Consider the following 19206-nt stretch of genomic DNA (forward strand, 5'->3'; position numbering starts at 1 on the left):
TATTTTTTATATTAGAGGTTCTTTTCGATATAATTAGATTGTTTATCAGAAGTAGGAGGAATTTTAATTTGAAATTGATTTGTTTTCCACATAATGAAAGCTAGTTTAATTATAGATTTTTCTTCCTTCGTAATTTCTCTCTTAAACATTTTTTCAAATTGATTTATTAAACTAACGAAATCGGTTTTATACTTTTGATTATTGTATCTGTTTAAACTTGTGTTTTTATGAGGATTATATAGCATAGGTTTAATTTCACTTCTATAAATTTTCTTAAAAACTTCGGCCGTATAATAGGCATCATTAAGTGCATTATGAAATTGTCCTTCAAGGTGAATATCTAGTAAAGTAGTTGCGTTGCCTAGTCCAATATTAATTCCTTTTTTGCAATTAAGATGTTTACAAGCGTGGGACTGAATGTTTATGTATTCTAGGGGCATTAGTGAGGTATCTAGTTCATAAAACTCTATGTTTCGAAATAATTCTTTTATGTCTGCTATTCCCCAAACGCCTAGTACACTAGAATCAGATTTTATAAATTCAGTAAGTTCTTTATACATATCTTTGAAGGATTTACCGTTATTTAAATCACTTGTTGTTATTCCTGTAAGTTTTTGAACATAGGGATTAAGCCTAGTATATATCCATGGTTTTACTAATATATCTATGAATCCAATTTTCTTAAAATTTTCATCTAGCTTTATTGCACCTATTTGAATTATTTCAAAAGGGCATTTAGGGTTTACAATATTAGTAGTTTCACTTCCGAAATTATAGCTTTGATTAAATTCTAAATCAAATATTATATAATTCATTTTATTACCTCTAATTTCATTATTATTATTATATAGTATATCATTTATGCAAATAAAAAATACCTTCACCACTGTGTCTAAATCAATAAGAAATTGAAGATTTCACCACGCACTCTCGTGACTTCAGCCATAAGAGAGTTCACAAAAGGGTATAAAGTAGGTTATACTATATGTAGTATATATATTGGGGTATAGAAATTTTTTATATATACAATTTAATAGTATCACTTAAAGCAGAATAATTACAACATAAGAAAGGAAGTTTATATATGGGTAAAATATTAGTTTTAGCAGAAAAACCATCAGTAGGAAAAGAGCTTGCGAAAGTTTTAAATTGCTCTCAGGGTGGAAATGGATATTTAATGGGACAAAAGTATATTGTAACTTGGGCACTAGGACATCTTGTTACACTAGCTGGACCAGAGGATTATGATCAAAAATATAAAAGCTGGAAGATGGAAGATCTTCCTATGTTACCAAAGGATTTAAAATTGGTGATTATTAAAGAAACTTCAAAGCAATATAAGGTTGTAAACGAGCTTCTTAAAAGAGCTGATGTAGATGAACTGGTTATTGCAACAGATGCAGGGCGAGAAGGAGAACTAGTAGCACGTTGGATTATTCAAAAGGCAGGATTTAAAAAACCTATAAAGAGGTTATGGATCTCCTCCCAAACAGAAAAAGCAATTAAAGATGGATTTGCTAACCTAAAACCAGGAAGAGATTACGAAAATCTATTTTGGGCAGCTCAATCAAGGGCAGAGGCTGATTGGCTTATCGGCCTTAACGTAACTAGGGCATTAACTTGTAAATATAATGCTCAATTATCAGCAGGAAGGGTTCAAACACCTACATTAGCACTTATTGTTGATAGAGAAGATGAGATAAAGAGATTCGTTGGAAAGGATTATTGGACAGTAAATGGTAAGGTAAATGGGTTTACAGTGAATTGGGCAAGTAAAAATGGAGAATCACGTACCTTTGACAAGCAAAAGGCAGAAGATGTAGTTGCTAAGGTAAATAATCAAATGGGAACAGTTGTAGAAGTTAACAAAGCGGCTAAAAAAGAACTTCCACCACTTGCATATGATTTAACAGAGCTTCAAAGAGATGCAAATAGGAAATTTGGATTTTCTGCAAAGCAAACCCTTAATATAATGCAGAAATTATATGAAACTCATAAGATATTATCATATCCAAGAACAGACTCTAGGCATATTACTACAGATATAGTAGCCACATTACTTGATAGATTAAAGAGCATAGCCATAGGACCATATGAAAAAGCTGCTAGAAATATAATAAAAGGTAGAATACACACTACAAATAGACTTGTGGATAATAGTAAGGTATCAGATCATCATGCTATAATTCCTACGGAGCAGCATGTAGATTTATCAAGACTAAATAAAGAAGAAAAAAGCATTTATGACTTAGTTATAAAAAGATTCTTAGAAGTTCTAAGTCCAGCTTTTGAGTATGAGCAAACTACTGTAAAGATAAATGTTAAGGGTGAAAGCTTTTCTGCAAAAGGTAAAATAGTTAAGTCAAAAGGTTGGAAAGAAATAAGCAGTTCTGAAGGCAGTGAAGAAAAAGATCAATCACTTCCAGAAATAAAAAAAGGAGAAGAGGTTAAACTTACTCTAGTTAAATCTGTGAATGAGAAAACAAAGCCACCTGCAAGGTTTAATGAAGCAACCCTGCTAACAGCTATGGAGCATCCAGGAAAAGATATTCAGGATGAGAGTTTAAGGGAAGCTTTGGATAATACTTCAGGCCTAGGAACCTCTGCAACAAGGGCAGATGTTATAGAAAAATTATTTAACATTTTTTATATGGAAAGAAGAGGTAAAGATATTTTTCCTACCTCAAAAGGAATACAGCTAATAGGGTTAGTACCACAAGAATTAAAATCCCCTGAGCTTACTGCTAAGTGGGAAAAACAGCTTCAACTTATAAGTAAAGGTAAAGCTAATTCTATGAATTTCGTAAAGGATATGAGGGAATATGCGGTTAAGCTTGTGAAGACCGTTGCAGCATCATCCGAAATATACAAACATGACAACGCTACAAGGGTTAAATGTCCTGAGTGTAGTAAGTATCTTCTTGAGGTTAACGGTAAAAGAGGGAAGATGTTAGTATGCCCTGATAGAGATTGTGGATATCGTAAGGGAGTTTCGCAGGTATCTAATGCACGTTGTCCTACTTGTCACAAGAAAATGGAGATTAGAGGGGATGGCGACAACAAGATTTTCGCTTGTGGCTGTGGCTATAGAGAAAAACTATCAGCTTTTACTAAGCGTCGAGATAAAGAAAAGAGTTCTTTAGATAAAAAAGATGTTAGTAGGTTCCTTAATCAGCAGAATAAGAAAGATGAACCTGTCAATTCTGGTAATTCTGCTATGGCGGAGGCTTTTGCTAAGCTTAATTTAAAATAGTAAAAAATAACACAATGTATAATTATTTTATACATTGTGTTATTTTATTCTTCGAACAAATCTTGAATTGTTACATCTAAGGCAATAGGTATTATGATAAAAAATAAATTGAGTTAATTATTACTTAAAGATACAAGCATAACTTGTGGCTTTAAACATTATTTTAATAAAATGATGTTATTAAGAACAAATGGTTAAAAGGAATTGTTTTGGCAAATTACATTGAGTTTAATATAAATTCTTTACAGTGTAATCTCTATTTGGTTACCTTAAATAAATCATTATAGTCTATTTCAAAGACCTTAGCAATTGCACAAATCTCATAATCGTAAATTTCTCTTGTCTGATTTTCAATTTTTGTTAGCATAGGTCTATCTAGCTTTAAACCTTGATTATTCAAACATTGTGCCAGATATTCTTGCGTCATATTCCTATTTTTTCTGTGAAATTTAATAGTGGGTCCTAAAATATTTCTAATAATTTTTTCCATCTAATCACCCTCTAATATCAAATGTGTGGTAATAACACATTTTGATATTTTTTTAAAAGAATGATTAATAAGATGATAGCAAATTATATCTTTAGTGTAATAATGATTGTTAAATAAAAAAACTAATAAATAATGCATAATTGAGCTACGTATATAAATTATACTTGAAATAAGTAACTCAAATGAAATGAATATTTTAATCATTTAAATTAATAATTTCCAGGTTATTAATCATATATGATAATTAGCATAACAGTTTTTGATTTTTAATTATATCAATTATAACATACTATTGTTAACATAGAACAATTAACTAATTAATGTATAAATTTTATATTGGCCTATGCCATAGCAAAGGCTATTATCTCATAATCTACAATTTCTCTTAAACTATTTTCGATTTTAGAAACCATAGGTCTATCAATATCTATGCCTAATACATTAAGTCTAGCAGTGAGGTCTTCTTGTGTAATATTAGCATTAGTTCTAATTTCTCTTAGTCTATTTCCTATAACATTTCTATTATTCAGATAATCACCCTTATTTTAACAATATAGTATGAATAAATTCTAATGTATAAGGCATAATATAATGTGTAGTAACTACACAAATACTAAATTATATTATATTTAAATAAATTCCAAATAGGAGATACTCATATTACGGTAAGTTGACTAAAGAACATAACGATAGGACCATATGATAAAGCGGCTTGGAATATTATTTTAGAAAGGGTTGGGTGGTAAAATTGGAAACATATAAACCTCAGGTGAAAGACATAGCCTTATTTAAGGAAATGGCTCAGAATACAGTCAATCCACTTGAAGTGATTAGAGAAGCGATAAGTAACGCACATGATGCAGATGCTAAAATGATCTCAATTATACTTGACCGGAATAAAGTAGGAAAGTTTACAATAGAAGTTCAGGATGATGGTAAGGGACTAAATATGAATGATATACATAGATTTTTTAATATAGGAGATTCAGATAAATCTCGATTAAGTATAGGGGAGAAGGGATTAGGAACAAAAATATTCTTTAAAAGTGTGAAAATAGTATTACAGACTCAAACAAGAATGAATGAGGCTTATGAAGTTATAATGGAAAAACCTTGGCAACATCTAGATCATGGCAATTTACCAGAATACACTGTAGAAAAGGTAGAACCTGTTACGGGGAAAGGTGGTACGAGTTATGTGAGGTAATTCGGAACTGTGCACTGAAGTGATAAAAGCCTTGCAATACCAATAATATTTCTCTGATTACCTCGCATAATTATTCTCTTCTCTGGCTAAAATTATAATAGCTTATTCAAAGAATAAGACTAACTAGAGCTCAGGAGGGAATAAGATATGATTCAGTTTGAAACTGATGCTACTGATTTGATACAGAAAGTTCTCCACTTGATGGAACAGCAGCAGTACAGTAAAAAGGCAATGCGAAAACATAGGAGCATAATCAAGCAGTTGGTCGTATTTTCCGAACAGAATTATGGTGGTAAATATTCTGTAGAAATCGGGGCTACTTTTATTGACGAAGTCTCTAGAAGACAACCGCCACTCTCGCTGGAGTATTTTAGAGTATTTAAGTCGGAAATGCGAAGGCTTAATCATGTTTTGTTGGGAATGCCAGAACGCTATGCGTTTGGGGATATAGAGCAGTTTGACCATTCTTGTTTTGACAGTTTTACGAATACCTATAATAAGTATATTCAGGGCATTTTAAAAAGTGCATTGGATGTTCGCATTCGTACAAGGGCGCTTGCCCGTTTTTTTAAGTGGCTAGAGCTACACGGGATAACCTCTCTTCAAAATCTGCAACCGCAGCAAATTCACAACGTATACATTGATGCTTCGGATAAGGATTTGTTTCGAAAGACGGTCCGAGGATTCTTCAGATATGCATATTCTCACAGGCTTCTTAAAAGGGATTTCAGTGTAGCAGTTCCTTCTTTTAGAAGGCATATCCCCGTACCGTCAGTATATTCTACGGAAGAAATTGAACGGCTTCTTTCCTCCGTAGATCGTAATACCAAGTATGGTAAACGTAATTATGCAATATTGATACTAATCGCTAGGCTGGGAATTCGGAGCTCTGATATTGTCAATCTTCGCTTTGAAAATCTGGATTTTACAGCAAACGTTATTGAAATTACACAGGTAAAGACTAGTGAACCTCTCACGCTTCCGATTACAGACGAGATAAGGAATGCCATTTCGGATTATACCCATCACAGTGGAAGATCAGACCATAACAGCGACTATCTATTTCTTTCGTATGATGCACCAATAAGGCCATTAGGTGATAGAGCAATATATCTCATAGTGTCAAGAGCTTTTACGACTGCGGGAGTACAGATAGACGGCAGAAAGCATGGACCGCATGCTCTTAGAGCAAGCCTTGCTACCGCTCTATTGAATGAAGGATACAGCTATCCAGTTATAACCGAAGTTCTCGGGCATAAAGATCCGAACACCGCTCAGCATTATGTGAAAGTTGACATAACTCATCTTAGAGAATGTGCGATGCAGGTGCCTCGCCCTTCAGGAATGTTCTACAAGTATCTCTGTGGAGAAGAGGAGATTATATGAGAAAAAAACACTTTAACTTCCATAGCGTATTCTCGCCTGAGATAAGATCTTTTCTTGAATTACGCGCCGCTCAAGGTCATGTAATACGCCATGAAGCCTATACATTGGAAACACTGGACATTTTTCTCGTGGAACATGGACTATGCGAAAGAAGCCTTCCAGCGAAAACTATAGATTCATGGCTATACTCATTTCCAAACAAATTAAATGCCAATACTTTGGTAACTTATGTGTCCTATTACACTCAGTTTGCTAAATACATGCGTATATTGGATATTCCGGCATTTATTCCAGAAAGGCCAAAAGGTAACAACGATTATGTACCATACATTTTTTCGGAGGAAGAAATGAAAAGGCTGTTTGCGGTTTGTGATAATCTGCCACGCAAAAAACGTGTTACAAAAACACCGGTTATATTCCCTGTACTCTTAAGGATGCTTTATGCCTGCGGATTGCGGCTTGATGAAGCACTCACACTGCGGCTAAAGGATGTGGATTTGAAAAACGGGGTACTACACGTCCTTAATGCAAAAGGGTCAAAGGATCGTATTGTTCCAATGGATTGTTCGCTGACTGATATTTGCCGCAACTACTGCAAACTGCTTCATAGCAATTCAGAAGATACAGCATATTTTTTTGAAAGCCATAACCATAAGCGTTTTTCACAAGCTTGGGCGGGGCGCTGGTTCGGTATTGTACTGGAAAGTGCAGGAATAGCCTTGTCGGATGGAACCAAAGTCAGCAGAGGTATTTGTCCCCACTGTCTTCGACATACTTTTGCTGTAGACTCATTCAGACGAATGGAACGTAAGGGAAGGGACTTGTATGAATCTGCACCGTTTCTCTCGACATACATGGGACACTATGATCTCTATGGTACGGAGAAATATCTTCGCATGACATCTGAGATGCACGCTGAGGTTGTTGACCAGATGGCTGCCTATACCTCTTGTGTTTTCCCGGAGGTATCGGAATGAAAACAACATTATTTATACAGCAGCTGGGGAATTATTTTGAAATATATCTCCCAAAGACGGGTGGCTATAGTCGAAATACCATATCTTCGTACAAAGATGCATTTCGTATCCTGTTTAAATTCATGGATGAAATAAAAGGAATACGCCATTATCTGATTGCCTATAAACATTTTACTGTAGAACTCATGGAAGAGTTTATTCTTTGGCTCGAAGAGGAGCGTAATTATAGCGCATCATCGAGAAACCAGCGGCATGCTTCGATATCAGCTTTCTTCAAATATGCATCTAGGCGTGAAATGGATGCACTTTCTGCTTTCAATCGCATCAGCGCTGTGCCGTCTAAAAAAACACCAAGTGTTGCCTTTCCCTACTTTACAGTTAAAGAAATTGGCATTCTCCTTAAGGTTCCAGACGTATCAAACCGGCTAGGAAGAAGAGATCAGGCCTTGTTATGCTTCCTCTATGATAGTGCTGCTAGGGCTCAGGAGCTTTGTGACGTTACTGTCGCCGATGTTAGGTTTGGTCGCCCAACCCGAATAAAGCTGCATGGCAAGGGGAGAAAAACACGAGAAATCCCGTTGACAGACGAATGCTCCAAGCTGATAAAGCAATACATACAGTCTCAAAAGCTTGATAATGAAGATTCTCACGCTCATCCGCTATTTAGCAGCCAAACCCATGAAAAAATGACTACATCATGCATCCGCAATATTGTTGAAAAATATGTGAGGTTGGCAAGGATAAAATGTCCAGAAATGTTTAGGGAAGCGAATTACTCGCCGCACAGTTTTCGGCATAGTAAAAGTGTTCATATGGTTGAAGCCGGTATCCAAATCATATACATTCGAGACTTCCTCGGTCACACTACGATCAAGTCTACTGAGCGTTATGCAAAGGTTAGCCAGATGGCGATAACAAAGGCTCTTACAGAACGGAAAATTCCAAATGTGATACCTGTAAATGACTCAGACGAAACAGTAAAGAAATCATTCCCGGGATTTCTAGAATAAATGTCCTATTGCAAATTCAAAAAAAATATGTGAGGTAATTTCAGTATTTCACTTGGTAATTCAAGGCTTTCATCGCCTTTATACTCAATTTTGAATTACCTCACATAACTTGCATATCCAAATATCATTTACATCACCCCTTGTGCTTATGTTTATAGTAAACTAAATGGTTATACTTGTAAATAGGTTTACTTTGATTTGTTTACTGAGTTTATTTACCTTGTAAATGGCTTATATTTGTTATTATAAAAAAAGAAGAATAAAGTAATTTAAACGAGCGTTTGATTTACCGCTTCATGTAGGTAACAATACGGTTATGCTAGTTATAAATAATATGTATTAATATGGTAATCCTATTGCCGTTTCTGTCCCGTTACTACACAACCCCCGATTACTAGAGTTATCCATAATCATTTTTACATCTTTACATTTGTGAACATAAGGGTTTGTTTTAACATACCAATCATCATGGACAACGTATTTACAGTTTAAGGCAATAAGCGTTAATCCTTCGATAGTTGCGTAACTATTTTTCAACATAAGCAAAGCAAAATTCCCATTAACACTAGCATTTGAACCAGTATAATTGAATAATAACTTGGCATTTGGAGAACCTTTAATAGTTATATTATTACCAATTTCAAGCCCCCACCCGTCTGTTACATTTGTAGTATGGTTATCAAAAAATGATATTCCATAAATACCGACCAATTCAGAATATACATCATATTCACCCGCTTCAACTGTAATCACTGTGTTCGGAATATCTCTATTTTTGATAACGGCTTCGCTAAAAATTCTATACGCTTCAGGATTTGTAGAAGTTTTTGATACTAATACTTCATTTGTCTTTACTAAATCATTGCAATAATACTTACTGTATGACTTGTATTGTAATCTATCAACACCAACTCCTACTTGTGCTAATGATGTCGCCCAATTAAATGTTGAAAATCTAATATAAGACACGTTGCTTGGTTTGTTTATTATTTTATCATTATCTATAGAGTTCATATCTTCAAGGTCACAAACAAAATTTTTATTAATATCAAAACACCTGATTATGTGTGTAAGACTAATAGATATTTTTTCTAGTCCACCAACATAAATAAAATCAGATGCGTCAAAATCAGCAAGGGGAGTAAGAACACCTTCATTGCCAATAATTGCCCACTTGTAATTGTAGATTTATTAAATAAGTTTTCTCTTGTTATTCTTTCTTTTTCCTTAACTACATTTAAATTTAGATAATTATATTGTCCTCTAACTGCTTCGCCTGCATTTAAATATGTCTTACCATCTGCACCAATCCTAGTATCAATCAATTCAGCGTCCCCAGTAGTGCTTCCTGTGGCTAATGCCGTAAAACTATTAATTCGTTGACGTTCAACTTCTACTTCTGCAATTCTATCAGATTTTTCTTGATTGAGTTCTGTCTGTGGTGCTTTTAAAGCTATTGATGTTACATTGTCTGCTATTTTGTTATTAGCGATAACTAAATCACTTTGTTTCGCAGTTTCAGCCTATTGTATACTAACGAGGTAAATTAATTTTTCGTATTTACAATAATAATAAATTAATTGTTTTTTAATATGATGAATACTTTTATTAAAAGTGGACAAACTACTTAATATGTTCAACCAATTAAAATATATCTCTTCGCCCTAAGGGCCTATTGATACTGGGCTCTTTATTTTTTGTTTAAAAATATTGATTGATATTCAAAAATGTTGTCAATACTTTAGAGAATTGAAGGGGGTATTGGTATGCATAACATTTTAAAAGTTGATCTTACAAATTTAGATGATATAGAAATATACGAATTATTATTACAAGATAGAATTTCAAACTTTCCATCGGGATTTTGGGCTAATAGATGTGAAGAAGAAGTAAAAGACGTTGCTATTAAGTTATTGAAATATTGTTAGTAGTTCTTATTCATCTTTTGATTTCTGAAGACTTTCTAATAAAGAAAATCCTATATTTTCGTTGCAATTCATACCTAACCCATAATTAGCTAAAACTACAGCTGCGACTTTTTTGTCTTTATCACAACATAAAAATGAACTAAAGCATCCTGTTCCCCCACCATGCAAAATAACATTATTGTTTTTCTTTAAAAGAAACCATCCAAGGCCCATATCATGCTTATTTTTCCCATATCCTTGTTTTTTATGACAGAGAGACAAATATGGTTTACTTTCGTAAATATTTATTTTTGCATATTTAAGCATGTCCTCAGCTGTTGAACTTATTGCACCAGCTGAGGATATAATGTTATTTTTATTCCATTGCCAGTTTACGCAATCATTATTTTTATTGTCATATCCGTGTAAATTCTTATTTGATATTCCTAAATATGTACTACTCAATCCCAGTTCATTTTGTAAAAAGTTATTCATCGTGTCCCAGTATCCTTTGCCAGATACAATTCCTAACGCATATCCAATAAGTGACACCCCGAAATTTGAATATTTCCATGGATAATCCGCATCTTTCAATTTATGTTTCTCAATAAGCATTTTCATTTTGTTAAAATCCATATTTAAAGGATTATTCTTCTTCATATCACCGCCGCCGCTTATCAAACCTAAAATCATCTTAAAATATTCCGATTTACTCAATGGCAGGCTTCCTGAATATCCTGAAGAGTGAGTAGCAAGACGGAGTAATGTAGGATAATACTGGTCTGCTATAAGTTTTTCAATATATTTTTGTATTGAATCGTTTAGTGACATCTTGTTTTCAAATACACATTTTGACATCAAAGATGCGGTAAAGGTTTTTGTAATAGATCCAATTTCATAATAATATTTTTTATATGAATCAAGTTCCCCATTTTCATTATAAATTTTTATTACAGAATCATTGCCTGTTAAATAACCAACAGTTAATCTTAAATGCTTTTTTCCTTTACAAGTCTTTTTAATTAATCGTAGTGTTTTATCACTTATTTCAAACATAATTATTACTCTCCCTTACGATTTCTTTTATTATTAAATTTTTCAGGGTATTATTTGTTTCTTCCGTGTAATCATCGCATAATCAATAACTAATATCTTCTTCAAATCCATTATAAGTATTTTTGCTCATCCCCCAGAAAAATGGGAATAATCGAATTATTAGTCAGGTAATGCTATAACCCATAATCGACCAATTTTTCAAAGCTCAATATCATTCACTGCTGGGTACCACCCAATCAATTCTACCTCGCTAACTTTCTGTCTACTCTTCAAATGATACGTTACCGAAACACATCTAAGCCTCTATACAAATCATTATCCCGAAAATGTCTTTAAATATTCTATTCCAAACTCCAAATCACTCTATTGCATATCATTTTCAATGGTTGCCATTATAGCTACCTTTATTTTTTCTAGGACTATCTATTCAAGTATAAGTGTATCCAATTGGAGATATAACATATTTGCATAACAAAATAAACTGGATTATAATATCACATAGATAGAAAATTAAATCTATTGAAATATAGTGAAGTAAATTAGATGATATTTATAGTAGTTTATGTTTGTTTTTTCCTCTGAAAATAACATGAAATACTATAAATATAGTGCTAGTAATTAAAGTAACTATAATGATACCAAATGGAGTATAGGGCGTGTTTTCAGTCCTATATGGAATGCGGTAATATATTTAAATGATACGTAAAGTACATGTATTCAAAGTAAAAACAAGGTGGTGTAAGGTTTTAAAGGCTCTTACCACTAGATATATGTTGGAGGTTATTTAAATGTCAAACCATGAGAAAGAAGAAAAAAATGAGGATGGAAAGATTTTTAAAGTTATTACAACTAATTCATGAGGTGAAATATAATGGGTAAAAAAGCTTTATTGGTAATAGATATACAGGAAGATACTACGGGTAGAACTGCAAAGAAACCACTACCGTATAATAATTCAGCTGAATTAATCAATAATGTAAATTTAGTAATTAATGATTGCAAAGAAAAAGACTTTGTTGTCATATATATAAAGCATGAGATTGAGAATAACTTATTTAATAGAATTTTAGTAGGTAGATTAATAAAAAGTACTGATGGAAGTGAGATAGATTCAAAAGTAAATATTATTAGCAATTATATTTACTCTAAAAATAAAGGTGATGCTTTTTCTAATCTTAAATTGGTCAATTTTTTAAAACAAAGGTCTATTAATGAAGTTTTTATAGTTGGTTTAGATGCTTCTGCCTGTGTATTAAAAACATCAATAGGAGCAAAAACCAGAGGGTATAAAGTGGTAATTATCAAGGACGCAATTACCACTAGAAATAAGAATAAAATTCCGAATTTGTTAAACAAATACTTGAAATATGGAATAGTATTAGCTACAATTGAAGAATTTAAAAAAATATACTAACGTTTAATAACAAATAATAGAAAACTAGACTGAAAGTAACACAATGGTAATTGTGTTACTTTCACATTTAAGCTATTGCACATTCCTTAATTTTTTTAATTTCAATGTAACATATTGTATTGACTTGTTACATTGAATTTATTATAAATGACCTAATTATGATTTTTGTTCTCATTATACTATTATATTTATATCGAAATGCTATACCTGTGGCATAGTTAGCACAATTAACGTATGGTTGGTAATATAGGTTTCTAGATCACCAAATGTCTGAATGCTCCATAATTCCTTATCATTAATTTCAACATCAAAAGTTTCTTCTAAATCAACTACTAAATCAATAAAATCCATAGAACCTAATCCCAAATCACCAATTAGTCTTGAGTCCCCGTTAATAGTATTAATGCTCACTTCAGCATATCCAGCTACAATCTCTTTTAATTTCTCATTCATAACTTTTTCCTCCATTTATTATAATATAGATTCTCTAAAATTTTAAATTACTTACTAATTCACTTTAATATTAGTTTAATTTTCTCTACTCTCTTTTATACTACTACCTATCTCACACATAATATTTATCATGTTGTACTTATATTTTTTTACATTAATTAATATATGTAATATTTCTTTTAATTTTCCTTGTAGTAGTTTTTTCAAATTCACAATCTCTTATCTTTATTGCTTGAATTTGTTTGAATAATGGTAAACTATTATTAATTCTCTTTACTTCATCTTTAACTTTCTGATCTAAATCTTGAGTACCATCATCCTCAAGATAAACCTCCGCTTTTATAAGGTTATCTTCTCCATAAACAATTGCCTCTTTAATAATAGGTAGCTCTAATAATATTTTTTCCAATTCTTCCGGACTAATATTTTCACCGTTTTTTAATATGATCAAATTTTTCTTTCGCCCTGTAATATATATATAATTATCATTATCTAGAAATCCTAAATCCCCTGTCTTAAACCATTCTCCGTCAAAACATTCCTCTGTAGCAGCTGTATCTTTATAATACCCTTGCATTACATTTTTACCACAAACAAGAATCTCGTCATCCACAATTTTAACTTGACAAAAAGGACTAACTTTGCCAACCGATCCAGGTTTCGAATATCTATCTGTATTAGCCGCAATAAGTGGTGAACATTCGCTCATCCCATAACCTTCTAAAATTATTATTCCAACATCTCTGAAAAAATCCTGCAAATCTTGTGCTGAGTGCGCCCCTCCACAAACAATAATTTTGAAATTCCCACCCAAAACTTGTAATATATCTTTAAATATTATTCTTCTTATATCAATATTAAATTTCAATAATATTTTACTTAATACTAACCCGTACTTAAATATATTTTCTTTTTTTTGTCTCTTTATTTCTTTTAATATTTCTTTACGCATCATTTCTAACACCGCTGGAACAGCTACCATTGTTGTAGGCTTGTACAATTTCAAATTCTTTTTTAATAGCTTCAATTTCTCATTTATACATATTATGGAACCGAAATATATTGACGTCAATATTCCAGTAGTCAACTCATATGTATGATTATTGGGTAAAATTGATAAAACTAGATCTTTAGGTGATAAGTCGAGTACCATGCTACTAAACATCACGCCACTTGCTATATTTCCATGAGTAAGTACAACCCCCTTACTTTTTCCTGTAGTTCCTGATGTAAACACAATCTGAGCAATTGCATCGGCTTTTACTTCTTGTAATTTTATATTGTTTGGTTTTTTTAATAAATCTCTAAAATAAATTGAACCATCAATATTTTGATCGAAATTAACTATATACTCAATATTATTAACTGCTTCTTTTATACAAATAGCCTCTTCCAGATAATCATTGTCGTAAAACAAGCAAGTCACATTCGCAAGCAAAATTTGTTCAATTTTTGCCTGTACCGGTAATTCCTTATCTATAGGTACAACAACACTTTCTGAATTCATAATGCCTAAATACGAAACGATCCATTCATAACTTGTTTTCCCTATAATTGCAATGTGTAATCCTTGCAATGATAATTCTTTTAGCGTATTAGCTAATGAAATAGTGTCATAATAGAATTCTTGATAAGTTTTTTCGAAAATCTCTCCATCTTTGCAATATTTACAAAAAATGCCGTTTTTATATTTAGTAAAAGACCTATCCATTAAATTTTGAATAGTTTTAAATTTTTCTCGATCCTCATAAAATGTATCTGTACTTGACATACTTTTGTCTCCTTTTAATATATTATTAAAGGAATTCACCCTCTATTAACTTCTCATCTATATAAATTGGTATAGAAATATTACTATTTGCTGTTACAGCAAGAATATACTTAGAATCAACTTCAAAATATTTTACATTAAATTTTTCTGTTATATTCTCAAATTCAACGATATTAACATCGTTATCTTTACGAAAATCAACTTGAAACGTATTGAATGGCTTATACATACCATTTCCTAATGCTTTTACATAGCTTTCTTTTATCGCCCATAACTTGCAAAAAGCTTTTCCTTGCATCCCAATAGTTTGTTTATTAATATAAGTACTCTCTATGCTTGTAAAAAATTTTTTAGCTATATCTATATTTAAACTTTTAATTTGCTCTATATCTATACCAACAGGCCTTTTGTCAATAACACATGCCACCCACTCACCGGAATGTGAAATATTTACATAATAACCTTTAGGAAATACCAGTTTGGGTTTTCCAAATTCCTCAAATGAAAATTCCATGTCCAACAGAGAAACATTATCATTAGTATTTAATCTAACTACATGAGCAATTAACAAATAAGCCATAATACATCTAACTTGATCAGATTTATTGCAAAACTTAATGGCTTTTTCTCTTCTCCAAGCCGGAATTATCTTCATTATTTCTTCAACTTTATCAATAGATTTATCTAGTTTAATCTTTACTAAATATGAGTCCGCCATATCTTCTCCTCAACTATTAAAAATATTTACCAATTAACTTCCATACCGTAAACGTTTTTAACATTTTTTCAATTTAACATCTTACATTTATTTTTTTATTAGAACATATTCTTAACACTTTCATACAAATCATCTACTGTATACCCAAAAGAAGTATAGAATTCTTCAATATTTATTTTCCCTCTCCTCGGTAATTCTATAGTTGCTTAATATAAAAAGAGCGTATTTCTTTGAAAGAGATTTTAAGGTTTCTTCCAAATTTTTGTAAAGCACCACCGCTAAATTATTAAACATTCTTCATTCTTTCATAATGTTTATCAACCCAAAATCAGAAATGATTATACCAGATTTTTATGTATCATTTTTTGTAAATGTGTAGACTGTTTTACGTGTATACTTAATTAATAAGGGCTTATATAGCTTCTTTATTTTGCCTGGCAATTAAATATTAAAGGTACAGCTTATGATATCAATCTGTACTTTTAATATTTATCTTTTTATTATTACTAACAGGTTAGAACATCTTGATCAAGCACTGATTAAGGTTTAACTATAGTAGAAATCAATGCATAAATTTCTTTTTCTTTCTGAAACAAATAGAAATGATCCCCCTCAAAATATTTTACAAAACATCTTCCACTTGTATAGTCACTCCACAACTCGAGTTTATCAGTTAGTTCCTTATCTGCTTTTCCACCCATAACAATTATATCTCTATCAATTTTTGCCATTCTTTCTTTTGGGACATAGCTCTCAATAACTGTGTAATCCCCTCTCAATATAGGTAAAAATAATTGACGGAACATCTGGTTTTCAAACAATTCTTTTGATGTCCCTCCCAATCTTACAATCTTTTGAATAAATAAATCATCTGATAGGTGACATATTTTATCATCTTCTTTTACTTCAGTCGGTGGTTCATTTCCCGAAAATATCATAGTTATAGGCATATTCACGCCTTTTTCTAAAAGCTTATAATATACCTCATAAGCAATCCATGCTCCCATACTATGTCCCAAAATAATATACTCTTCTTCTACATGTATTGATTCTTCTATCTCTTTACTTATCATTTGAGCTGCTTCATCTAAATCAACGTAAAATGGTATTTTACTTTTTCCACCTCTCCCTGCCAATTCTATCAGAATGACATCATACTTTTCTTTAAATATAAGCCGATATCTCATATAACTACTTGATATTCCACCTGCATGTGGAATTATAAAAATTTTCATCTTATTTATAGGTGTCATAACTATTTCCATTTTATTATGCATCTACTTTCTTTTTTTGTATTTTCGTACTGTAAATTGCTAACATCCATATATAATAATTAGAAATAATAAATACACTCCCGGCTAAATAGACTTTCCAACTACTATCTATACCAATATAGAATTTCCAGTTACTAACATTCATCATATTTTCAAATGATAAACAAATATGCGGGAAAACAAAATATCCTCCACACAAGGTCAATATAATTACTAAAAGATAAGTAGAAACTACACTAGAAAATATTTTGTTGCGCTTATATCCTAAAAATTGCATAATCTTAATATCCTTCAAACTATCATGTATATTTAAAGATGCAATTAGCGAAAATACTAGTATTACTATTATTACAGAGAACGCTAAAATGATACCTACTATCATTAGAATCTGAGAAAAATTATTTAAATTATTATCTTGGTACTCACTAAGAGTCTCTACTCTTAATGCTTTATCTAGTATATCTTGTGATATTTTAACTCCATCTTCTTTTTCATAATATACATTATAGCTATCAGCCTGTATCCAATAATGGTATAATGTCCCTAAATTTATATAGCATCTACTATCATAATTACTATCTAATATCATCTGCACCTGAACTTCTTTTTCTTTTCCTTTAAGTAGAAGCTTAATCCTATCACCAACATTAATATTATTTCGCTTTGCCAATATTTTCGAGATAACAATTTTATCATCATCTAAATTCTCATATATAGATTTTGTAAAAATATCTCCGTCTATATTTAAGCCCATTAATTCAATAGTTTCTTTATTTGAATTTGAAACAATATTAGCCTCACTTTGATATGAGACATTTTTGTCAGTTGAATACTGCAATTTATCAAAATAATATAGTTTTTCATATTTTGCACTGCTGTTTAATTCACTTACTTCCGTATACTGTTTTGCGTATAGTCCTATACCCATAGCTAAAAATATGCTAGCTAGTAATACCCCTATTACTATAATTAATACCCTATTAATCTTCTTAAGTGCAAAAGCCGTTTTTATAGCATAAGTTAATGGTAATTTTTTAGTTATTGTTTTACTTAGTCTCAACACTACACTGTTTTTTGAAAGGCTTTCGCTCTTTAAAAGTATCAATGTCTTAGTCCCAGCTTTCTTAAGTGTAAGATATCCTACAACCATTATTATAAATCCAAGGATAAATATTGAAAATAAAAATATTTCTGAATTAAAAGAAGCCTTTTTCAAATATATAATATTATATAGTTGAGCGAATTGATTACGAATCATATAAATATTCATTTTACCCAATATGTTTCCAATCAAAAGTCCAACTATACCTAACACTACATAAATAATCGTAACTGATGCCGATATTTTCCATCTTGAAACACCTACTACTTTTAATAATCCAATGTCTTTATCAAGTGAATCAAGAAGATTTTTCAAAGTAATATAAAATATTATTAATGTTACAAATATATATGCAATCAGTGCCACATATGCCAACTTTAAATTCATTTGAATTGCATCTTCAATATTTTTTAAATAATCTATGGTATCTGAATAATAAGTAGAATTATCAATTGCGTATTTCTCAAAGCTTACTTTATCTTTTGCATCTTCAAAAGAAAGTAAATAGTGAAATTCTTCATCCACATCAAGTGACCTATATTCCTCAACTGACAAAAACACTCCAATATTATTTTTTGTCAAGTTATTTGATGAGTTTTTCATACTATATAACTGCATCGCATCAACGCTTGTATAGTTACCCACAATGGAATATTTCTTATCACGAATAGTCAACTTATTGTCATTGTAAAATGATTCAATGTTTGTCACATATGCATGTCCTACATCCAACTTTTGGTCTTTCCCTATGACACGATTGATATTCCCACTGTATGCAGTAATAAAGTATGTCTTTCCATCTTCTTTTAATACTTTATAAGTATACTTTTCGTATTTAAAATTGTACTTACTGCTTAAGTCTTCCATTTCTGATTTATAATATTTGTTTAGTGAAATATTATACTTATCAACTAATTGATAAAAATCTTTATGTAGATCTTGTTGATCTATTGAATATTCTTGTGCGAGTTCCATAATTCCAGCTTTTGAAATATTTAGTTTTGGGATGAAGGAACAATCACTCCTATTTGAATCTGCAATTAAATAATCATAATTATTCTGAACATATACTACTCCTAAATATAGATAGTTAAAAAGGAACGCTACACTAGCAATTAAAATACTAATCGAAATAATTTGAATTTTATTCCCAACAATACTTTTCCTTAAAAATTTCATTTCTTCCAT

At 31.3% G+C, this 19206-nt stretch carries 17 protein-coding genes; 7 read left to right on the plus strand and 10 right to left on the minus strand.

Going from position 1 to position 19206, the window contains the following annotated elements; translation table 11 throughout:
- Window positions 1-11: 11 nt before the first annotated feature.
- Window positions 12-815 carry a 3'-5' exonuclease gene (locus tag ACREWB_RS03700; RefSeq protein ID WP_431546135.1) on the minus strand — a complete coding sequence of 268 codons (804 nt, stop codon included), beginning with the start codon at window positions 813-815 and terminating at the stop codon, window positions 12-14.
- A 269-nt stretch (window positions 816-1084) separates the two neighbouring features.
- Here ACREWB_RS03700 and ACREWB_RS03705 point away from each other — a divergent pair, with 269 nt between their 5' ends.
- A complete protein-coding gene (locus tag ACREWB_RS03705; protein ID WP_431546136.1) occupies window positions 1085-3253 on the plus strand; it encodes a DNA topoisomerase III in 2169 nt (722 codons plus the stop codon).
- A gap of 256 nt (window positions 3254-3509) precedes the next feature.
- Here ACREWB_RS03705 and ACREWB_RS03710 read toward each other — a convergent pair whose 3' ends face one another.
- Window positions 3510-3743, minus strand: coding sequence for a helix-turn-helix domain-containing protein (locus tag ACREWB_RS03710; protein WP_431546137.1), 234 nt, complete (start codon window positions 3741-3743; stop codon window positions 3510-3512).
- Between the two features lie 748 nt (window positions 3744-4491).
- Between ACREWB_RS03710 and ACREWB_RS03715 the strand changes: the two genes are divergently transcribed.
- From ACREWB_RS03715 to ACREWB_RS03730, 4 genes are all read left to right on the plus strand, one after another.
- Window positions 4492-4950, plus strand: a complete 459-nt coding sequence (locus ACREWB_RS03715) for an ATP-binding protein (protein ID WP_431546138.1) — start codon at window positions 4492-4494, stop codon at window positions 4948-4950.
- Window positions 4951-5097: 147 nt separating this feature from the next.
- Entirely contained in the window at window positions 5098-6336 is a 1239-nt protein-coding gene (locus tag ACREWB_RS03720; protein ID WP_431546139.1) for a site-specific integrase, read from the plus strand.
- Window positions 6333-7313, plus strand: a complete 981-nt coding sequence (locus tag ACREWB_RS03725; protein ID WP_431546140.1) for a tyrosine-type recombinase/integrase — start codon at window positions 6333-6335, stop codon at window positions 7311-7313. The genes ACREWB_RS03720 and ACREWB_RS03725 overlap by 4 nt, the downstream gene beginning before the upstream one ends.
- Window positions 7310-8323 (plus strand): tyrosine-type recombinase/integrase, encoded by a 1014-nt coding sequence (locus ACREWB_RS03730; RefSeq protein ID WP_431546141.1) that lies wholly within the window; start codon window positions 7310-7312, stop codon window positions 8321-8323. Before ACREWB_RS03725 ends, ACREWB_RS03730 begins: the two co-directional genes overlap by 4 nt.
- Before the next feature lie 339 nt (window positions 8324-8662).
- On the opposite strand, the gene ACREWB_RS03735 is transcribed toward ACREWB_RS03730, so the two are convergent.
- Together ACREWB_RS03735 and ACREWB_RS03740 are read right to left on the minus strand one after the other, a co-directional pair.
- Entirely contained in the window at window positions 8663-9337 is a 675-nt protein-coding gene (locus tag ACREWB_RS03735) for a hypothetical protein (RefSeq protein ID WP_431546142.1), read from the minus strand.
- A gap of 77 nt (window positions 9338-9414) precedes the next feature.
- Complete coding sequence (locus tag ACREWB_RS03740; protein WP_431546143.1) at window positions 9415-9648, minus strand: hypothetical protein; 234 nt, start codon at window positions 9646-9648, stop codon at window positions 9415-9417.
- A gap of 441 nt (window positions 9649-10089) precedes the next feature.
- Here ACREWB_RS03740 and ACREWB_RS03745 point away from each other — a divergent pair, with 441 nt between their 5' ends.
- Window positions 10090-10251, plus strand: coding sequence for a hypothetical protein (locus tag ACREWB_RS03745; RefSeq protein WP_431546144.1), 162 nt, complete (start codon window positions 10090-10092; stop codon window positions 10249-10251).
- Between the two features lie 6 nt (window positions 10252-10257).
- Here ACREWB_RS03745 and ACREWB_RS03750 read toward each other — a convergent pair whose 3' ends face one another.
- Entirely contained in the window at window positions 10258-11286 is a 1029-nt protein-coding gene (locus ACREWB_RS03750) for a serine hydrolase domain-containing protein (RefSeq protein WP_431546145.1), read from the minus strand.
- Window positions 11287-12157: 871 nt separating this feature from the next.
- On the opposite strand from ACREWB_RS03750, the gene ACREWB_RS03755 reads away from it, so the two are divergent.
- Window positions 12158-12700 carry a cysteine hydrolase family protein gene (locus tag ACREWB_RS03755; RefSeq protein ID WP_431546146.1) on the plus strand — a complete coding sequence of 181 codons (543 nt, stop codon included), beginning with the start codon at window positions 12158-12160 and terminating at the stop codon, window positions 12698-12700.
- A 201-nt stretch (window positions 12701-12901) separates the two neighbouring features.
- Here ACREWB_RS03755 and ACREWB_RS03760 read toward each other — a convergent pair whose 3' ends face one another.
- From ACREWB_RS03760 to ACREWB_RS03780, 5 genes are all read right to left on the minus strand, one after another.
- A complete protein-coding gene (locus tag ACREWB_RS03760) occupies window positions 12902-13153 on the minus strand; it encodes an acyl carrier protein (RefSeq protein ID WP_431546147.1) in 252 nt (83 codons plus the stop codon).
- Window positions 13154-13307: 154 nt separating this feature from the next.
- Window positions 13308-14924 carry an AMP-binding protein gene (locus ACREWB_RS03765; protein ID WP_431546148.1) on the minus strand — a complete coding sequence of 539 codons (1617 nt, stop codon included), beginning with the start codon at window positions 14922-14924 and terminating at the stop codon, window positions 13308-13310.
- A gap of 25 nt (window positions 14925-14949) precedes the next feature.
- The gene (locus ACREWB_RS03770) at window positions 14950-15642 is read right to left on the minus strand and encodes a 4'-phosphopantetheinyl transferase family protein (RefSeq protein WP_431546149.1); all 693 of its coding nucleotides are present in this window, start codon (window positions 15640-15642) and stop codon (window positions 14950-14952) included.
- Between the two features lie 539 nt (window positions 15643-16181).
- Window positions 16182-16877, minus strand: coding sequence for a thioesterase II family protein (locus ACREWB_RS03775; protein WP_431546150.1), 696 nt, complete (start codon window positions 16875-16877; stop codon window positions 16182-16184).
- A gap of 34 nt (window positions 16878-16911) precedes the next feature.
- Window positions 16912-19206 (minus strand): ABC transporter permease, encoded by a 2295-nt coding sequence (locus tag ACREWB_RS03780; RefSeq protein WP_431546151.1) that lies wholly within the window; start codon window positions 19204-19206, stop codon window positions 16912-16914.

This window comes from Clostridium sp. (genome assembly GCF_050717635.1).
Classification (GTDB): domain Bacteria; phylum Bacillota; class Clostridia; order Clostridiales; family Clostridiaceae; genus Clostridium_AD.